Genomic DNA, 14475 nt, shown 5'->3' with positions numbered 1-14475 from the left:
ACCGGGCGGGGCTTCTTGCTGGGCGCGGTCAGCCGCCGTCGGTCTCGGACCGCCACGTGTGCCCGTCGGGGCACGCGTAGGTGCGGACGCTGATCTGCTGGTACGGGCCGCGGTCGTCGAACGAGAGCGTCCCGGTGGTCGGCGGGGCAGCGCAGGTAGGGCAGGACTCGCCGTCCTCGGCCGCGCCGGCCAACTGAGCCGCGTCCAGGACGGTCGGGGTGGCGGTCACGCGGCGCCGAGCAGCTGGCCAGCGGCGAGCCTCGACAGGCAGCCGATGACCTCGTCCGCGGTCAGCCCGGACCTGACGATGACGCCCCGCATGCTGTCGGTGGCGGGCTCGTCGTCGGTTGGGTCGACCTCCAGCTCGTACGGCCAGATGCTGTCCGGGTCGACGGTGACGTTCGCGCCGCGGCCGCCGGGGAACTCGTAGTGGGCGTGGCCGGGGTCCGACTCGGTGATGAAGAAGTCCAGGTCGGCGAGGGTGGGTGCGGTCATGCGGGCTCCTTGCGGGGAGAGGGTCCGCCGCCGTCCGGGGAAGAGGACGGCGGCGGCTGGCCGGTCGGCCACCGAGTGCCCGCCCGAGCAGGCGCGATCGGGCGGGCCGGAAGCACGGCGGTCAGGCGGGCTCGATCTCGATCCAGTTCTGGACGACCACCGTGTCGAAGTTGTTCCGGTCACGGATGAATTCGGCGACCCCGTAGATGTCGTTCGCAGTACGGATCGGCTGCGGGCGGGTGATGTCGACCGCACCGCCGCCACCACCGCGCGGGCCGGTGAAGGTGTACGTGACGTAGTAGGCATGCATGCTGCTGCTCCTGCTGGTCGAGGTCCGGGCTGTCCGGCCTGCCACCGCCACAGCCCGGCCGGTCGTGCGCTCGGGCTGGACGGAGGCGGGCCGGTCAGCGGAAGGTGACCTCGACGCCGAGCGCGGCCGCGTATCCGATGATCTGCTCCCGGCGGTCGATGCCGAGAACGAAGACCCCGAGGCCGATCGTCAGGCTGAACGGGCCGTGATCCATGACCGCAAGGTAGGCGTTGACCTCGACGGCGACCCGCTCCGCCTGCGCAAACACATCGGCGACGTCAGGGGCGAGCTCGTCGATGATGCCGCTCATCGGTTGTAGGTGTTCGTCGAGACGATCTCGTTGATGTCGAACTTGGTGGTGCCCCGGTCGGAGTCCTGGACGACGGTCACCAGGTCGCCGTCGATGGCGGTGACGATCCCGAGGATGCTCTCCCCGCCCTGGAGGCTGGCGGTGAACCCGATCGTCGGGTGCTCGCCGTTCTCCCTGGCCCAGATGGTGACGTTCAGGCTGGACTCCGCGTCCCGGCGGGCGGCTTTGAGGGCGTAGTCGCGGCGGAACGCGGCACGGATGTCGCTCATGCGGTGGTCTCGCTTTCAGATGCGGGAGGGCTGGCCGGGCGCGTCCAGCGGGGGGTCTGTGACGCGCCCGGCCAGCGGGGAGGGAGTAAAGATCAGGCGGCGATCCGGGCGCGGCCCGCGGTCCGGTGCCGGCGGCGGCCCGCGGACTCGTCGATCGCCTCGTGGCGCAGGACCGTCCGGGACGGGCGCTTGCGGCGCGGCTGCCGGACCGGCCGAACCCTGGACGCCTGCAGCTCCTCGGCGCGCAGCTCGGCCTCGGCCTGCTCGTCGGCACGGACCTCGGCGACGGTCGTCCAGTCGCAGAACTCGACGTGGACGACGTCGGCCAGGTCGACCGGGGCGGGGCAGGAGAAACGGTCGCCGACGTACAGCTTCCGCTGGCCGGTCGACGTGACGTCGAAGCCGAGGGCCAGGCCGGCGCGGCGGGTCCCGTCGGCGAGGCAGACGAGGATCGGGCGGAACGTGTTGTGCGAGATGTGGAAGACGTTCGTGTCGATGGTCGGCGTGCTCACGGCGGACTCCAGTCCTGGAAGGGGAGATCAGGGGCGGCTGGCCGGACGCTGTCCTGTGCCGGGACAACGCCCGGCCAGCCATTACGGGGGAGAGGAAAGAACTAGGCGGCGAGCGCCGCGGCGTGCCCTAGCTGGGCGAGGAGCTTGCGGCCGGCGTCGGTCAGCTCGCCGTACAGCCAGTCACCGCGGCGGGTGCCGGGCGCGGGGGTGAGCTTGAGCAGCAGCTTCGACCCGGCGGCGTCGAGGCTGTCCCGACGGGCGGTGATGTGCTTGTTGTTGTGCCTGCCGGCTCGCCAGACGCGGCCGTGCTCCAGGGCGACGAGCAGGGCGCGGATCGTGGCCGGGGTCGGCGGCTTGGTGTGGGCGCCGGACCGGCGGACGGGGACCTGGCGGCCGCGGTCGACGGCGAAGTCGGCCAGCGTGGCGGCCGGCTCGACCGGCGCGGGGGCGGGGGCGTTCCACTCGTAGCTGCCGTCGGCCTGGCCGAGCTTCTCGATGATCTGCGAGGCGGGCATCTGGGCCTGGGCGAGGTAGGCGACCCGGCCCCAGTAGTCGCGGGCGGCCGGGATGGCGCCGAAGCCCTTGGTCAGCTCGTCGTGGCGGTTCATCCCGGACCGGGCGTTGACGGTGAATCCGTCGATCGCGGTGGTCAGGGAGAGCGTGAGGGTGCCGTAGGTGCGCTCGGCGATGACGGTGCCGGCCTGGTTGGTACCTTGCATGGTGATCGGCTCCTGTTGCGTCAGGGTCGGTCTTCGCGAGGCGGGGCGGGAACCCTGTCTCGCGTGCCCCGGCGGGGCGGGAACCCTGCCGGGGCTTCTTGCTGTCCGGGGCGGGAACCCCGGTGCCTTGCTGCAACCAACGTTAGGCCAAGCGAGGATTGGATGTCAAGCCACGTTAGGCCATGACTTGCTAGGCCAACCCTGACGTGCCAAGATTGAGACGTGACAGAAGACGAACTCCGCGCCGTCGTAGCCGCCTACGACCAAGCCGGCGAGCACATCGCGCGACTCGAAACGCAGCGCCGCGACACCCGCGACGCCGAGATCCAGCGCGCCGCCGACGAGGGCATGCGGCAGGTCGACATCATCCGCGTCACCGGCTACAGCCGCGAGACCGTCCGCCAGGCACTCAAACCCGAAGCGCGTGAGGCGGTCCGAGCCCGCCGCAAGTCGCCCAAGGACGCCGCCTAATGCCCGGCACCCGCGCCGAAGCGACTGTGATCGCCTCCGCCCACTACCTGGACCTCGACCTCCCGGACGGCGTCGAGCAGATCGGCCAGGGCGCCCACCGCACCGTCTACCTGTCCGCCGACGGCACCACCGTCTACAAGGTCGGCGTCGACGGCGCCAACCGGCGCGAGGTCGCCACCCTGACCCGGCTCCGCGCCGATGGTCACCGACACGCGCCCGAGGTCAGCCTGTTCGAGGTGACGCTGACCGTCTACGGCGACGAGGAGACGGCCACCGTGGTTGCGATGCCGTACCTGCCCGACGACGGATCCGTGGCCCGCCCGTACCCGATTCTCGAAGGCGCCGCCGACTTCAACCCGGGCAACGTTCACGCCAACGGTGGGCAGGTGTGGCTGATTGACGCCGGCGGGTACTGACTCCTGCTCGCGCCCGATGCCCGCTGTGCCGTCTCCGTGACGGCCGCGGGCGTCTGCGCGTTCTGGCCACTTCGGAGTGATGTCGCTTGCGCTTCCTAATTTAGGAAGCTAGCGTTTGGGGTGTCGGCAGGGGAACAGCCCCAGCCACCGCCGGAAGGAACCGGACATGACCACCATCGCCAGCCTCGCCGCCGAATACAACATGCAGCCCCACGAGGTCCAGGCCCTCGCCGACCTCAACGACACCCCGCAGACCGCCGAGCTCGACGACACCACCGAGACCCACCTCCGCGACCTGCTCACCAACACCGACGACGACGGCGTCTACCGCGGCTGACCGCCCCCACCCGAACCACCCGTCCAGCCCCGGCCGACCAGCCGGGGCTGACCCATATCCAGGAGCCACCGTGGACTACGCCGACCCGCCCGGAATGCCCGACGACGAACGCATGACCGACGCCGAACTCCGCGTCGTCCGCGAACACCTCGGCCTCACCGGCGACGCCCTCGCCGCGCACCTCGGCGTGTCCGGCCGGACCGTCCGCCACTGGGAGCATGGCAAATACGAGGTCCCGGACGGGGTCCGGCTCGCCGTTGAAGACCTGGAACAGCGCACCGCCGAATTCGTCGACGGCATCGTGAAAGCGCTGGCCGACGTGCCCGACCCGGCCGTCATCGTCTACCGCACCGACGCCGACTACCGGGCCGCGCATCCCGGCGTAGACCTGCCCGCGGCCTGGCATCGGGCAGTCGTCGCCCGCGTCGCCCAGGAGGTCCCCGGCCTGGGCATCGTCTACGGGCCGACAGCGGCCGCGGACCGATAGGCGGTCAGCTGCCGATCGCGCCGACTACGTTCGCCGCGGTGCTGAGAATGACGCCGGCGCCGAGCAGGATCAGAGCTGTCGTTGCTCCGCGCCAGGTGGAGGCGGCGATGTGGATGCGGATGATGCGCGGCGTGCGTTTCAGGTCCGCGTAGGTGAACCGCTCCTGCTCGCCGGGGCCGTTCTGGGCCTTCAGATATTCGCGGCGTGCGCCGGTCCAGGCGAGAATGACGGCGGCGAGTTCGAGCCCGCCACCCACAACGGATAGGCCGATGACGATCCACTGACGCATGTGGGCGACCGTAGCAATCGGACGCCAGTTGTCCCGCCCGCCGGCGGCAGTGGATCGTCTGGACCCCGCCCGCTCGTGGATCGGACACCATCCTGGACACGCGGCTACGATGCCGAGCCATGACAGAAGCGTCCCCCACGAAAGCGTTCGACGCCGCGTTGCCGGAGTTCGTGGCCGCGCAGCGAGCGAACCAGGAAGCCGGTACCGGCGGCGTCACACCCGAGATCAAAGAGATCGAACTCAGGTACAGCCTGGCGACGATCGCCCTGGTCGAAGCACTGGAATGCCCGAAGTGCGGTGCGGCGCCGGGGGCGGCCTGCACGGGCGCGAGGGAGCAGAAGAAGCCCGTTCTGTGGTCGTGGCGCGGCGAGTGGCGGGTCCATGCCGGTCGGTTGACGCTGGCCGCCCGGCGCCTCCGGAAGGCCGGCGCGTCGCACCTCAACTGGAACGCCTGACCGAAACGCTGAAGGCCCGCGCGCTTCTGATGGGAGCGGCGGGCCTTCGTCGTGTCCGGCTACGCCTCGTCGGCCTTGCGGCGAGCCTCGTGCTCCGCGAACCGGCGCCGTGTTTCCGGCGACCACTCGATTTGCGGACCCAGGTCGAACCCCGCCCGCCGAAGAGAGTCTGCCCAGTCTTTTTCCCGGACGCTCTCCGCAACGTCTATCTCCCGGATGCGCTTCCCTCGTTGTGCCTCCGGAAGGATTCCGCGTTGCCGTGCGTCGTGGATCCAGCCGTGGACCGTCGCCGACTTCTCCCCGCTCTCCTTTACGATTGCCGCCGCTGGCCGGGTTGTGCGCTGTGCGTGCGCGAGGTAATGCCGAGCGAGCAGGCGCAGGAACTCGTCGTACGACGAATCGCCGCGGCGTAGCGGCGGCAGCGTGGCGGGGTCGTCGTCCGGCTCGGCAGTCCTGTTTGCGTACGCCTTTTCGAGCTCGCCGACCGGGATGCGTCGTAGGTCCGCTGAGGTGATGCCGTCGGTGAGCAGCACCATCCCGACCATGACCTTTCGACCGTCCGCGTCCGGCTTGAAATGCGCCCAGAGGGTGGCGTCGGGGATGCCGGCGGGGCCGCCTTCCCATCGCATCCACTCGCCGTCCGCCTGCTCACGAAGTAGCTGGGCGAGGACGTTGGCGTCGATGAAGACGGGCTGGTCGGGCACGGGTGGACGGTATCAGCTCACGTTCGGGTGATCATCGGGGACGATCCCCGGCAAGAACCGGGCCGAACTCTTGCGAACTGTTCCGGACCGTGATCAGATGGGGTCGGCAAGAAATACGCCCAACTCTTGGAGGTTGGCATTGACCTCGTCGTACTACACCTCGCGCGAAGCGCAGACGTACCTACGGATCGGCAAGACCCGACTGTTCGAGCTGATCAAAACGGGCCAGCTGACCCCGTTCAAGCTGGGCGGCCGTCTCCGGTTCGAGGGCACCGACCTGCGCGCGTACGTCGACCGGGAGCGGCAAGGCACAGCAGCCGCATGACCCCGGAAAAGAAACAGCGCCAGGGTGTCGAGACCCCGGCGCTGTCCATGACCTTGGAAGGCCATCACATGCCGACAGCTTGCCAGAACGTCAAGGAACGCGACAGCCCAAACGCGCCATCCGCGCAGACGGTCCTCACTGCGGGTGTCACTCTCCAGGCCGTCGACGCGCTCGCCACGCAGGACACGTTCACCCGCGAGCAGGTCGCCTACCTCATGCACCTCGCCTACGAGTCCGGGCGGACCGCCACCCACCTGATCGGCTGCGCTGAGGTGCGCTGCGCCGACCTCAGCGCCGACACCGTCCGAGCGCTTCACGCCGAGCAGGTCGCCCTGCGCGCGGCCGAGTCTGAGGCGGCCCGGGAACGCCTCAACGCACGGCTCGGCCTCCCCGCCGGCTATCGCTACCGCGGCGGCCCCGTCGACTGGGAGACCGGCATGCCGGTCGGATCGGCGTGCGCCTGGCTGCGCCGCACCCAGCGAGCCTCCGAGCGACGGACTGCGGCGTGACGAACCCACCGGATGTCGACGACCTCGAAGCGTCCTGGGCGGCGACCCTCGCCGACGACGAGTCCGACGACATGCGGGAAACCCTCAAGGCCGAGCGCTACCGGGCGTACCTCGACGACGAGGTCATGCGGCAGCGTGCCCGCCGCGACGCCCGCCGCCTCCTCGACTCCGAGGACGGCAAGACCGTCGAGGTCCCCGAGCCGACCCTGCTTACCACGCTCCTCGACGAGGAGGATGAGACCGAGGCGTGGCGGATCCAGGGTGTCTGGCCGCGCGGCGGGCATGTGCTCCTCGCCGCCGGCGCGAAGGCGGGCAAGACCACCACGACCGGGAACACGGTCCGGGTCCTGGTCGACGGCGCCCCCTTTCTCGGCATCTACCCGGTCGAGCCAGTCCGCGACGAAGAAACCGTCGCGGTCCTCGACTTCGAGATGCCACGCCGCGGGGTCAAGAGGTGGCTGGCCGACCAGGGCATCATCAACAAGCACTGCGTGGCTGTGTGGACCGAGCGAGGCAAGGCTGCCCGGTTCGACCTGCGGGACGTCGAGATCCGCGCGAAGTGGGTCGAGCGCTTGAAGGCCGCCAACGTCAAGGTCTGGATCATCGACTGCCTGTCGCCGGTCCTGTCCGCGCTCGGCATCTCCGAGAACGACAACACCGAGGTCGGGCAGCTCCTCGACGGGCTCACCTCGGCCGCCGCCGAGGCGGACGTGGACGAGGTGCTGCTGATCCACCACATGGGTCACGGGGCCGAGCGGTCGCGTGGCGCGTCGCGGCTGATCGGCTGGCCGGACGTGAACTGGCGGATTCTGCGCCAGCGCGACGAGAAGGACCCGAATGCCGAGCCGGCGCCGGACTCGCCGCGGTTCTTCTCCGCGTACGGCCGTGATGTGGACGTGCGCGAGGGCCGACTGCTGCACGACTCCCGGACTCGGCACCTGACGTTTGTCGAGGGCGGGCGGAAGGCGACCGAGCAGTCCGAGGCGCTGGCGAAGCTGCTGGTCTACGTGCGCGACAACCAGGGTCAGTCGGCGGACGCGATCGAGAAGAAGCTGAAGGTCCAGGGCGTCGGCCGCAACGACGTGCGGAAGGCGCTCGCGGACGCGGTGTCGCGCGGCTACGTGCTGGTCGTGCCGGGCCGGTCGAACTCGCGCCTGCACGACATCACCGGAACGGGCCGGGCCACGCTGGCGCTCCTGTCGGGCGCGGACCCGGACGATGTGGACATGTCCACGCCGGATGAGCGGACGTGGTGCCAGCAGGATCGCGCCCACATCACACCGGCGGACGTGGCGGCCGGGCACGTGCTGTGCCGGGCCTGCCGAATCGAACAGGAGGCGGCGTGAGCGCTAGTTCGCCAGTTCGCCGCAGTTCGCCACCTTGAAGTGGCGAACTGGCGAGCCGGACAGTGATCTTGCGTTTTTGCAGGTCAGGGCCAGTTTGTCAGTTCGCCACCCCTAATCCGGCATTTGATCTTCATTTCCGCAGGTCACCGCTGTTCGCCAGTTCGCCACCCCTAAAGGAGGTGGCGAACTGGCGAACTACAGACCGGCCCGGCGAGGTGGCGAACTAAAAGTGGCGAACTACTACCGCAAGTCGTAGATGAGAAATCCGAGCCCACCTTCCGTCGGTGCGCTCTTGACCTTCAACCACAACCCGAGGAGACCCAGATGATCGGCATCAGCTTCGCCAAGGACATCGCCGAGTCCGTCGCCGCCCCCGACAACACGACCTGGGGCACGTTCGCCGGCGGCCTCAACGTCGTCCGCGCCACCTCGAAGACCGCCGCGTACGCGACCGCCTGGCAGGCCGCGAACCGCCGCCGGACGACCGTCCAGATCTACGCGGTCATCGGCCGCGGCTGGACCCAAGTCGACGTCGTCCAGCCCACCGGCACCGAGCTGTGCGAGTGGTCGCCCGGCACCCAGATGCGCGCCACCGGCGACCAGGCCCAGGACTGCCTCGCGCCCGCGCAGCTTTCCGTCGGCCGACGCGAGAACTGGCACCTGTGCGGCGCGTGCGCCGACCTGCCGAAGTTCCGGCGCATGAACCGGCTCGGCCAGCTCTGACCATCCCGACCGCACCCGAGGAGACCCACATGACCGCGCTGCCCGCCCTGATCAACGACGTCCCCGCCGACCGCTGGGGCACCTGGTGCACCCACGGGCACCGGATCGTCGAGCCCGACCCGAACGCCCCGTGGCTGAACGAACACACCCCGAAGAGCCGAATCGTCGACCCGTGGCCATGCACCGCCGACGGCTGCATCCGCGCCCAGTTCGAGACCGACTGCGCCAACGAAGAGGCCAAGTACGAGCGCGAGCGGTGGGCCGAGTACCGAGCCCTGACCTACTGACCGAAGGAGACGCCGAATGCTCCACCAGCCCGCCGCCAGCCACCCGGCTGCCGAGCCGTTCCACCCGGACGAGGACTGCACGAACGACCCCGTCATCGGCGGTGACCCGCGCTCCGGATGCGCCCTGACCGTGACGTGCACGCTCCGCTGCCACCTGCGCTGGCTCGACGGCCAGGCCCAGGAGAACGACGCGATCGCCGACCGGCTGCGCGTCGAGTGGCTGGCCGAGACCCCGAACACCGGCACCGAGGAGAACCAGTGACCGCGCTCGACCGCCTGATCAGCATCGACGCCGAAACGAACGGCCTCGCCGGCCGCGCGTTCGCCGTCGCCATGACTCTCTCCGACCCGTCCGGCGAGCTGGACACCTTCGTCCGCCGCTGCGGAATCGGCGAGGCCGTCACGAACGCCTGGGTCGCCGACAACGTCCTGCCCGTCATCACGGACATCCCGGTCAACTGCCCCGGCGGCTACCCGCAGATGCTCGCCCAGATCGGCATGCAGATCGAAAAGTGGGGCGGCCGGGAGATCCCGCTCGCCGCGCACGTGGCCTGGCCGGTCGAGGCCCGCCTGCTCCTGGACGTGTACTCGCACGAACGGGTCTGGGAAGGCCCGTACCCGCTCTACGACGTGTCGTCCGTGCTGCTCGCGAAGGGCGAGCCGCCGCTGTCCGTCGACGACTATCTGACCCGGCACGGCCTGCCGCTCCCAGACGGGTCCCCGCACCACCCGCTCTACGACGCACGGGCGGCCGAGCGCTGCCTCCGCCACCTGCTCGCCACGAACTGAGGAGACCACATGACCACGATCGACATCACCGACGAGATGATCGCCGCGTTCACCAGCGGCGCCGCCACCGCCGGAACGCACCCGCCCGCCACCCGGACCGCCGAGGTGACCCGCGCCGGCCTGTCCGCCGTCCTCAACGACCCGGCCGTCCGGCAGGCAGTCCTCGACGCGGTCAACGCCGAGCACGCCGACATGATCCGTAGCCTGCCCCGCTGGAACGACCTATCCGACCTCGACAAGGGTGCCGCCCTCATGCACCTGGCGAAGTGCGAGAACGAGGGCCGGGCGTACGCCGCCGAGCACTACCCGGCCGAGTTCATCGACGACCCGCGCCTGACCGCGCTCGACCCCGATGACGCCTGCGACCACGCGCTGTCGATGGAGGACGACCGCGACAGGCTGGACGACGACGAACTCGTGCGGCTCTACGACCTCGCCCTCCACCACAAGCGGGACGCGGCGTGACCGCCCAGACCGCGCTGCTGCGCGTCTCCGCCTGGTCGACCGCCATCCACGTGACCGACGACATCAGGCGGCCGGGCCGCCGGGGCACGAACGTCCTCTGGAACACGCCCGGCACGGACTGCGAGAACGCCGCCGATGGTGTCCTCATCGCGCTCGGCTGGGGCCGGACCGGACCGTGGACGCCCACGATCGACAACGACGCGCCGACCGGGGACTACTCCGGCGACTGGACCGCGCCCGTCGAGCCCATCACCGGACTGGAGACGACCCGATGACCAGCCCGAGCATTCGCCGTCAGGACGCGTCCGCGCACATGCCACTCGCTGTCTGCCTCGACGGCTACGTCATCGACCTCGTGCCGGACGCCGCCGACTCGACGTCGCCGGAAGGCATCGCCGCGATCCGGGGAGCGGCAGCGGCCAAGCTCGCCCGTAAGCCAGAGGACTTCGAGATCTTGCAGGTGTGTCACCTTCACCCCTCGTGGTCGGCGGTCGACTGCCTCATTTGCGAGCCGGCATGACCGATCTGACCCGCACCGTCGAGGACGGCCGGTACGAGCTCACCGGCCCCGCCGGGACGCTCACCTACACGCCTCCCCGCATCGGCCAGCGCCTTACCGACGCCACGCTCTCCGCCGACGGCGACCTGCCCCCGTGGACCGTCGCAGCCGGATACGCGCTCGACTGCGCCCGCGCCCACCAGAACGGTGCCGAGGCGCTCTGGGCCGAGCTGGAGGTGCTCTACGCCGCTGCCACCGAGACCGGTGGCCCCGACGGGTGCGCCCTCTGCGGTGTTGTCGAGCGTCAGCACGCCCAGCACTTCTTCGCCGGCCACCAGGGCGCCGACCGGAAGGGCTGGGTCGCCCCGGACGACCAGACCAGGCTGGCCCGGATGCGGGCGAGGCGAGCGGCAAGGACGACGGCATGACGGTCTTCAAGCACTACGAGCTGGCCTGCGACCACCCGGGCTGCTTCACCGCCTACCAGGCCAGCGTCGAGCAGGTTGACTCCCTACGCGATACCCGCGCTGGGGCGAAGGCCGCTGGCTGGACACGGGCCGAGAGCAGCGAGGGCGCGAAGCTCGACCGCTGCCCTGCGCACAGCGAGTGGGTGCCGGCATGACCGTGGATCACGACGCCCTGACCGCGCTTCTCGCCGACCTGTACGAGACGTGCGGCGGCGGCCGGCCCGACGTCGACCCGGAGTGGGGCGGCCTGCTCCTCGACGTCGTCACGGCCACGCTCGACCCGGACGAGCTGGCCGGCTACCCGACCACGCTGCGGGCGTTCGTCCAGCTCCACCACGACGACCTCGCCAGGATGATCCGCGAGTTCGGGCCGGACAGCGCGTTCGCCAAGCACATCTGGCCGTACGAGCTGGTCCGGACCCCGCACGCCATCGCGCTGTGCGAGCGGCTGACCGTGCGCCCGTTCGCGCTCAAGCACTGGTGGAACGAGACGTTCGAGTCCGAGACCCCATTCGACGACCTGGAATGCGCGTGGGGGAGAGGCTGATGGCCGCCCGCCTGCGCAAGCTGTGGTGGACGTACGGGCCGACGTTCCAGTGGCGCAGCTTCCGCCTCCACGGCGAGCCACCGAACGGCGCCTGGCAGCCCCTCCGGATCACCCAAATCGTCGGCAGCCGGAGCTGGTCGCTCGCCATCACCCGAATCGGGCCGGTCCAGAACCCGCAGGGCAGCCCGTTGAACAGCACGACCAGCACCGAGGAGAACTGATGCCCAGCAACGTCGACACCGCCACCGGCGTGCTTCGCTGCGCCGGAAACTGCGGTACGACCATCGCCCTGAACGCGTCCGGCCCGATCCGGCCCGTCGACCTGCCGCACATCCGCGAATGCGGCTGGGTGCTCGTCGACGACGCCTGGACCTGCCCGACGTGCATCCCGGCCGGCTGGCCGCCGCCAACCGAGGACCACCTGCACGTCACCCTCGCCCGCGAGGCGAACAGCGCCGGGCTGACCGTCACGCGGCTTATGCCGGTCGACTGCGACCACCCGTACGAGCAGTGCTTCACCCTCCAGTTCTGGAAGCGCGACGGCACGCTGTGGGCCGAGAGCCAGCACGAGAGGGCCAGCGCGATCCGGGCGCACATCGCCCGGCAGAGGCAGGGGATCGTGGCCAGCCTGCCGCCGCGGCGCCGCCGGCTGAAAGCGTGCGTCGAGGCGTGGCCCGAGGCCGAGACCGGCGACTACGACCCGCGCTGCTGCCGGTTCCCGAAGTCGTGCAGCGCGAGCGTGTACGCCGACGAGCACGTCACCGACGCCGACCTGGAAGACCTGAACGCCGAGGAGAACCGATGACCGACACCCGCACCGACACCGAGCGGCTCGAACGCGCCGCCGAGGAACTCTCCGGTATCGCCTACACCGGGGCGTGGCGGACCATCGAGGACCCGCGTATCCGTAGCTTCGTCGCCGAGCACGTCATCGGCGCGTGCCGGGACGTGGCGAAAGCGGCCGGCCTGGACGACGTCGTCGCCGAGTGCACCAAGCTCCTCGCCGAGGAGGCACGGTGACCGGCCGCGGTATTGCGTTCGATTTCGCCCGCGACCTGCGCAAGCCCGAGGTTCGCGAGCGCCTGGCCCTGCTCGGCTTCGACGGCGACGCCGGAGACGTGATCCTGCCCTGGTTCGACGACGAAACCCACGCCGAGGCGTCCCGGCGGATCCCGGCCGACTGCCGTCGGGCCCTGCTCGTCGCACCCGACGCCGACCTGCCGTCAGGCTGGACGATGCAGTGGGCGAAACCGCAGCCGTGGCCACCGAACAACTCTCGCAGGCCCTGCCGCTGGCGAGTTGACTTTGGCAGGCTGAAACAAAGGCGGCAGGAGGAGGATCTGATGTGCGACGAAAATTACTCCGACTTTCCGAGCAAGATCGACATCGACTATGGAGACATTACGGACGACTGGCACCCGGACAACCCGCAGCCTGGCAGCGATCAAGGCGAGGAGCCGGCCCTTCCTCCGATGGGCGAATGGTCTGAAGACTTGGAATCTATCTCCGAGGACCCTTCCCAGCCTTGATCAGGAACTGGTCAGATCCCCGGTGGCGCGCGTGACCGCGTACGGCCACCAGTTCGGATGCCCGCACACGTACAGCATCGGGGCGGTGGAGCCGTCGCCGCGGGCGAGCGCGGCTCTGCCGATGACGATGTCGAGCGGGGCGCCGGGGATCCGGACCGGTACCTCGGCCCCGTTCGCGCCGGTCAGCGTCCATCCGAACCGGCCGTCCGCGGACGGCTCCGTGTCACCGCGGAGCAGCTGCACGTCGAGTTCGGGGGTGCGGATGGGTTCGCCGGCCAGGACGGCGCCGTGCTCCTGGATGGCGGTGACGAACGCGGCGAGGACGAGGGCGGCGGCGTCCTCGGTCGCGTCCGGAATGGGGTCGGTTCCTGGGTTGATGGCGCTCACCCACGCAGACTAGATCAACAACGGAACCGGTGGGTACCAGCGCCAGCCGGACCGCCACCCACGCCCGGGATGGCACACCTACCGCCCGAACGGCCGGATCGCGCCGTCACTGCCCCCGCGCACAGCCGCCACACAGGACACTCCCAGGGCGGCCGGGTTCGGGCTGAGCTCGGCCGCACCCATCAGCCCACCTCGGCCCGCACACGGAGGCGACCATGACCCAGCCGACCTCACCCGACGCGTCGCAGCTGACCACCCCCGGCCCGGACACGCACCCGCCGTCGGCCACGCCTCCAACCCCGCGCCCGGCCCCGCGCCCCGCCGGCCGGAAGTGGCTCCTGCTCGTCGTCGGGGGAGTGGCTCTGCTCGCCGTCATCGGCGGCACCGCGGTGATCACCGCAGCCGCGGTCGGCAGCGCTGGAACACCCGCCCCCACAGCCTCTCCGACCGCGCTCACCGGATGGGCCGCCGAGCAGCAGGCCCCCGAGAAGCCCTTGATCGTCGCCGCGAACACCTGCGACCGCGGTCGGTACGGCGTTACCGTCGCCGACGGCAACAAGACCTTGATCGTCGACACCGGGGCTGCCTACGACCAGACCATCCTGTCGTGCGTCCTCGACGAGTTGAAGGCGCCGGAGTCGGTCCGGTCGCAGATCGCGCAGACGCGAGCGCTTGACGGCCGGCAGCAGGCGACGTGGGGGGACTTCAGCGCGTCGTGGACGTATCACCCCGACAGCGGACTGGACATGATCGTCACCGCGGCATAGCTCCACAGGGTGACTGCGGGGCGGCGGCTGTCGCACCCCGCCGCTACGCTCTGATCGCCAG

At 70.3% G+C, this 14475-nt stretch carries 33 protein-coding genes; 23 read left to right on the top strand and 10 right to left on the bottom strand.

Annotated features, from left to right (window positions below):
- Positions 1–28 precede the first annotated feature (28 nt).
- The 7 genes from OP04_RS08295 to OP04_RS08265 all read right to left on the bottom strand — a co-directional run bounded on the left by OP04_RS08295 (position 29) and on the right by OP04_RS08265 (position 2615).
- Positions 29–229 (bottom strand): hypothetical protein, encoded by a 201-nt coding sequence (locus tag OP04_RS08295; RefSeq protein ID WP_033338908.1) that lies wholly within the window; start codon positions 227–229, stop codon positions 29–31.
- Entirely contained in the window at positions 226–495 is a 270-nt protein-coding gene (locus OP04_RS08290) for a hypothetical protein (protein WP_033338907.1), read from the bottom strand. Before OP04_RS08290 ends, OP04_RS08295 begins: the two co-directional genes overlap by 4 nt.
- 121 nt (positions 496–616) lie before the next feature.
- Entirely contained in the window at positions 617–805 is a 189-nt protein-coding gene (locus tag OP04_RS08285; RefSeq protein WP_033338906.1) for a hypothetical protein, read from the bottom strand.
- A 94-nt stretch (positions 806–899) separates the two neighbouring features.
- Positions 900–1115, bottom strand: coding sequence for a hypothetical protein (locus tag OP04_RS08280; protein WP_033338905.1), 216 nt, complete (start codon positions 1113–1115; stop codon positions 900–902).
- Positions 1112–1384 carry a hypothetical protein gene (locus OP04_RS08275; protein WP_033338904.1) on the bottom strand — a complete coding sequence of 91 codons (273 nt, stop codon included), beginning with the start codon at positions 1382–1384 and terminating at the stop codon, positions 1112–1114. Before OP04_RS08275 ends, OP04_RS08280 begins: the two co-directional genes overlap by 4 nt.
- Before the next feature lie 92 nt (positions 1385–1476).
- Positions 1477–1896, bottom strand: a complete 420-nt coding sequence (locus tag OP04_RS08270) for a hypothetical protein (RefSeq protein ID WP_033338903.1) — start codon at positions 1894–1896, stop codon at positions 1477–1479.
- A 101-nt stretch (positions 1897–1997) separates the two neighbouring features.
- Positions 1998–2615 (bottom strand): hypothetical protein, encoded by a 618-nt coding sequence (locus OP04_RS08265; protein WP_033338902.1) that lies wholly within the window; start codon positions 2613–2615, stop codon positions 1998–2000.
- A gap of 222 nt (positions 2616–2837) precedes the next feature.
- Here OP04_RS08265 and OP04_RS08260 point away from each other — a divergent pair, with 222 nt between their 5' ends.
- From OP04_RS08260 to OP04_RS08250, 4 genes are all read left to right on the top strand, one after another.
- Complete coding sequence (locus OP04_RS08260; RefSeq protein ID WP_033338901.1) at positions 2838–3086, top strand: hypothetical protein; 249 nt, start codon at positions 2838–2840, stop codon at positions 3084–3086.
- Positions 3086–3502, top strand: coding sequence for a hypothetical protein (locus OP04_RS08255; protein WP_033338900.1), 417 nt, complete (start codon positions 3086–3088; stop codon positions 3500–3502). The genes OP04_RS08260 and OP04_RS08255 overlap by 1 nt, the downstream gene beginning before the upstream one ends.
- Before the next feature lie 166 nt (positions 3503–3668).
- Complete coding sequence (locus OP04_RS53080; RefSeq protein ID WP_157239479.1) at positions 3669–3839, top strand: hypothetical protein; 171 nt, start codon at positions 3669–3671, stop codon at positions 3837–3839.
- 70 nt (positions 3840–3909) lie between these two features.
- Entirely contained in the window at positions 3910–4326 is a 417-nt protein-coding gene (locus OP04_RS08250; RefSeq protein ID WP_232323513.1) for a helix-turn-helix domain-containing protein, read from the top strand.
- A 4-nt stretch (positions 4327–4330) separates the two neighbouring features.
- On the opposite strand, the gene OP04_RS08245 is transcribed toward OP04_RS08250, so the two are convergent.
- Positions 4331–4615, bottom strand: coding sequence for a hypothetical protein (locus tag OP04_RS08245; protein ID WP_157239477.1), 285 nt, complete (start codon positions 4613–4615; stop codon positions 4331–4333).
- Between the two features lie 119 nt (positions 4616–4734).
- Here OP04_RS08245 and OP04_RS08240 point away from each other — a divergent pair, with 119 nt between their 5' ends.
- A complete protein-coding gene (locus OP04_RS08240; protein WP_033338898.1) occupies positions 4735–5070 on the top strand; it encodes a zinc finger domain-containing protein in 336 nt (111 codons plus the stop codon).
- 59 nt (positions 5071–5129) lie between these two features.
- Here OP04_RS08240 and OP04_RS08235 read toward each other — a convergent pair whose 3' ends face one another.
- Complete coding sequence (locus OP04_RS08235) at positions 5130–5774, bottom strand: hypothetical protein (protein ID WP_033338897.1); 645 nt, start codon at positions 5772–5774, stop codon at positions 5130–5132.
- Between the two features lie 133 nt (positions 5775–5907).
- Here OP04_RS08235 and OP04_RS08230 point away from each other — a divergent pair, with 133 nt between their 5' ends.
- The 17 genes from OP04_RS08230 to OP04_RS08150 all read left to right on the top strand — a co-directional run bounded on the left by OP04_RS08230 (position 5908) and on the right by OP04_RS08150 (position 13260).
- Positions 5908–6099 carry a helix-turn-helix domain-containing protein gene (locus OP04_RS08230; protein ID WP_198153765.1) on the top strand — a complete coding sequence of 64 codons (192 nt, stop codon included), beginning with the start codon at positions 5908–5910 and terminating at the stop codon, positions 6097–6099.
- Positions 6096–6608 (top strand): hypothetical protein, encoded by a 513-nt coding sequence (locus OP04_RS49330; protein ID WP_051797270.1) that lies wholly within the window; start codon positions 6096–6098, stop codon positions 6606–6608. Before OP04_RS08230 ends, OP04_RS49330 begins: the two co-directional genes overlap by 4 nt.
- Positions 6605–7954: an ATP-binding protein gene (locus tag OP04_RS08220; protein ID WP_033338895.1), complete on the top strand. Its 1350-nt coding sequence runs from the start codon at positions 6605–6607 to the stop codon at positions 7952–7954. The genes OP04_RS49330 and OP04_RS08220 overlap by 4 nt, the downstream gene beginning before the upstream one ends.
- Before the next feature lie 324 nt (positions 7955–8278).
- Positions 8279–8677 carry a hypothetical protein gene (locus tag OP04_RS08215; protein ID WP_033338894.1) on the top strand — a complete coding sequence of 133 codons (399 nt, stop codon included), beginning with the start codon at positions 8279–8281 and terminating at the stop codon, positions 8675–8677.
- Positions 8678–8706: 29 nt separating this feature from the next.
- Entirely contained in the window at positions 8707–8964 is a 258-nt protein-coding gene (locus OP04_RS08210; RefSeq protein ID WP_033338893.1) for a hypothetical protein, read from the top strand.
- Between the two features lie 16 nt (positions 8965–8980).
- Complete coding sequence (locus OP04_RS08205) at positions 8981–9226, top strand: hypothetical protein (protein ID WP_033338892.1); 246 nt, start codon at positions 8981–8983, stop codon at positions 9224–9226.
- Positions 9223–9753 (top strand): hypothetical protein, encoded by a 531-nt coding sequence (locus OP04_RS08200; RefSeq protein ID WP_033338891.1) that lies wholly within the window; start codon positions 9223–9225, stop codon positions 9751–9753. Before OP04_RS08205 ends, OP04_RS08200 begins: the two co-directional genes overlap by 4 nt.
- A gap of 9 nt (positions 9754–9762) precedes the next feature.
- Positions 9763–10218 carry a hypothetical protein gene (locus OP04_RS08195; protein WP_033338890.1) on the top strand — a complete coding sequence of 152 codons (456 nt, stop codon included), beginning with the start codon at positions 9763–9765 and terminating at the stop codon, positions 10216–10218.
- Positions 10215–10493, top strand: coding sequence for a hypothetical protein (locus OP04_RS08190; RefSeq protein ID WP_033338889.1), 279 nt, complete (start codon positions 10215–10217; stop codon positions 10491–10493). Before OP04_RS08195 ends, OP04_RS08190 begins: the two co-directional genes overlap by 4 nt.
- On the top strand, positions 10490–10738 hold the full coding sequence (locus OP04_RS08185) for a hypothetical protein (protein ID WP_033338888.1): 249 nt from the start codon (positions 10490–10492) through the stop codon (positions 10736–10738). The genes OP04_RS08190 and OP04_RS08185 overlap by 4 nt, the downstream gene beginning before the upstream one ends.
- Positions 10735–11145 carry a hypothetical protein gene (locus tag OP04_RS08180; RefSeq protein WP_033338887.1) on the top strand — a complete coding sequence of 137 codons (411 nt, stop codon included), beginning with the start codon at positions 10735–10737 and terminating at the stop codon, positions 11143–11145. The genes OP04_RS08185 and OP04_RS08180 overlap by 4 nt, the downstream gene beginning before the upstream one ends.
- On the top strand, positions 11142–11339 hold the full coding sequence (locus OP04_RS08175; RefSeq protein WP_033338886.1) for a hypothetical protein: 198 nt from the start codon (positions 11142–11144) through the stop codon (positions 11337–11339). The genes OP04_RS08180 and OP04_RS08175 overlap by 4 nt, the downstream gene beginning before the upstream one ends.
- On the top strand, positions 11336–11731 hold the full coding sequence (locus OP04_RS49325; protein WP_157239475.1) for a hypothetical protein: 396 nt from the start codon (positions 11336–11338) through the stop codon (positions 11729–11731). The genes OP04_RS08175 and OP04_RS49325 overlap by 4 nt, the downstream gene beginning before the upstream one ends.
- Positions 11731–11952 carry a hypothetical protein gene (locus tag OP04_RS08165; protein ID WP_033338885.1) on the top strand — a complete coding sequence of 74 codons (222 nt, stop codon included), beginning with the start codon at positions 11731–11733 and terminating at the stop codon, positions 11950–11952. The genes OP04_RS49325 and OP04_RS08165 overlap by 1 nt, the downstream gene beginning before the upstream one ends.
- Positions 11952–12536 carry a hypothetical protein gene (locus tag OP04_RS08160; protein WP_033338884.1) on the top strand — a complete coding sequence of 195 codons (585 nt, stop codon included), beginning with the start codon at positions 11952–11954 and terminating at the stop codon, positions 12534–12536. Before OP04_RS08165 ends, OP04_RS08160 begins: the two co-directional genes overlap by 1 nt.
- The gene (locus tag OP04_RS08155; protein ID WP_033338883.1) at positions 12533–12751 is read left to right on the top strand and encodes a hypothetical protein; all 219 of its coding nucleotides are present in this window, start codon (positions 12533–12535) and stop codon (positions 12749–12751) included. Before OP04_RS08160 ends, OP04_RS08155 begins: the two co-directional genes overlap by 4 nt.
- Positions 12748–13260, top strand: coding sequence for a hypothetical protein (locus OP04_RS08150; RefSeq protein ID WP_033338882.1), 513 nt, complete (start codon positions 12748–12750; stop codon positions 13258–13260). Before OP04_RS08155 ends, OP04_RS08150 begins: the two co-directional genes overlap by 4 nt.
- On the opposite strand, the gene OP04_RS08145 is transcribed toward OP04_RS08150, so the two are convergent.
- Positions 13261–13647 carry a hypothetical protein gene (locus OP04_RS08145; RefSeq protein WP_033338881.1) on the bottom strand — a complete coding sequence of 129 codons (387 nt, stop codon included), beginning with the start codon at positions 13645–13647 and terminating at the stop codon, positions 13261–13263.
- Positions 13648–13862: 215 nt separating this feature from the next.
- Between OP04_RS08145 and OP04_RS08140 the strand changes: the two genes are divergently transcribed.
- Positions 13863–14414 (top strand): hypothetical protein, encoded by a 552-nt coding sequence (locus tag OP04_RS08140; RefSeq protein ID WP_033338880.1) that lies wholly within the window; start codon positions 13863–13865, stop codon positions 14412–14414.
- The last annotated feature ends 61 nt before the right edge of the window (positions 14415–14475 follow it).

It is taken from the genome of Catenuloplanes japonicus (genome assembly GCF_000717135.1).
In the GTDB taxonomy this organism is placed as follows: Bacteria; Actinomycetota; Actinomycetes; order Mycobacteriales; family Micromonosporaceae; genus Catenuloplanes; species Catenuloplanes japonicus.
The sequence above is the reverse complement of the archived record's forward strand: the minus strand, read 5'-3'. Positions and strand labels throughout refer to the sequence as shown.

Coding starts and splice junctions, on each gene's coding strand:
- OP04_RS08290 (WP_033338907.1), bottom strand. CDS start 495: ATGACCGCACCCACCCTCGCCGACCTGGACTTCTTCATCACCGAGTCG.
- OP04_RS08285 (WP_033338906.1), bottom strand. CDS start 805: ATGCATGCCTACTACGTCACGTACACCTTCACCGGCCCGCGCGGTGGT.
- OP04_RS08280 (WP_033338905.1), bottom strand. CDS start 1,115: ATGAGCGGCATCATCGACGAGCTCGCCCCTGACGTCGCCGATGTGTTT.
- OP04_RS08275 (WP_033338904.1), bottom strand. CDS start 1,384: ATGAGCGACATCCGTGCCGCGTTCCGCCGCGACTACGCCCTCAAAGCC.
- OP04_RS08265 (WP_033338902.1), bottom strand. CDS start 2,615: ATGCAAGGTACCAACCAGGCCGGCACCGTCATCGCCGAGCGCACCTAC.
- OP04_RS08255 (WP_033338900.1), top strand. CDS start 3,086: ATGCCCGGCACCCGCGCCGAAGCGACTGTGATCGCCTCCGCCCACTAC.
- OP04_RS53080 (WP_157239479.1), top strand. CDS start 3,669: ATGACCACCATCGCCAGCCTCGCCGCCGAATACAACATGCAGCCCCAC.
- OP04_RS08245 (WP_157239477.1), bottom strand. CDS start 4,615: ATGCGTCAGTGGATCGTCATCGGCCTATCCGTTGTGGGTGGCGGGCTC.
- OP04_RS08240 (WP_033338898.1), top strand. CDS start 4,735: ATGACAGAAGCGTCCCCCACGAAAGCGTTCGACGCCGCGTTGCCGGAG.
- OP04_RS49330 (WP_051797270.1), top strand. CDS start 6,096: ATGACCCCGGAAAAGAAACAGCGCCAGGGTGTCGAGACCCCGGCGCTG.
- OP04_RS08215 (WP_033338894.1), top strand. CDS start 8,279: ATGATCGGCATCAGCTTCGCCAAGGACATCGCCGAGTCCGTCGCCGCC.
- OP04_RS08210 (WP_033338893.1), top strand. CDS start 8,707: ATGACCGCGCTGCCCGCCCTGATCAACGACGTCCCCGCCGACCGCTGG.
- OP04_RS08205 (WP_033338892.1), top strand. CDS start 8,981: ATGCTCCACCAGCCCGCCGCCAGCCACCCGGCTGCCGAGCCGTTCCAC.
- OP04_RS08195 (WP_033338890.1), top strand. CDS start 9,763: ATGACCACGATCGACATCACCGACGAGATGATCGCCGCGTTCACCAGC.
- OP04_RS08185 (WP_033338888.1), top strand. CDS start 10,490: ATGACCAGCCCGAGCATTCGCCGTCAGGACGCGTCCGCGCACATGCCA.
- OP04_RS08180 (WP_033338887.1), top strand. CDS start 10,735: ATGACCGATCTGACCCGCACCGTCGAGGACGGCCGGTACGAGCTCACC.
- OP04_RS08175 (WP_033338886.1), top strand. CDS start 11,142: ATGACGGTCTTCAAGCACTACGAGCTGGCCTGCGACCACCCGGGCTGC.
- OP04_RS49325 (WP_157239475.1), top strand. CDS start 11,336: ATGACCGTGGATCACGACGCCCTGACCGCGCTTCTCGCCGACCTGTAC.
- OP04_RS08165 (WP_033338885.1), top strand. CDS start 11,731: ATGGCCGCCCGCCTGCGCAAGCTGTGGTGGACGTACGGGCCGACGTTC.
- OP04_RS08160 (WP_033338884.1), top strand. CDS start 11,952: ATGCCCAGCAACGTCGACACCGCCACCGGCGTGCTTCGCTGCGCCGGA.
- OP04_RS08155 (WP_033338883.1), top strand. CDS start 12,533: ATGACCGACACCCGCACCGACACCGAGCGGCTCGAACGCGCCGCCGAG.
- OP04_RS08140 (WP_033338880.1), top strand. CDS start 13,863: ATGACCCAGCCGACCTCACCCGACGCGTCGCAGCTGACCACCCCCGGC.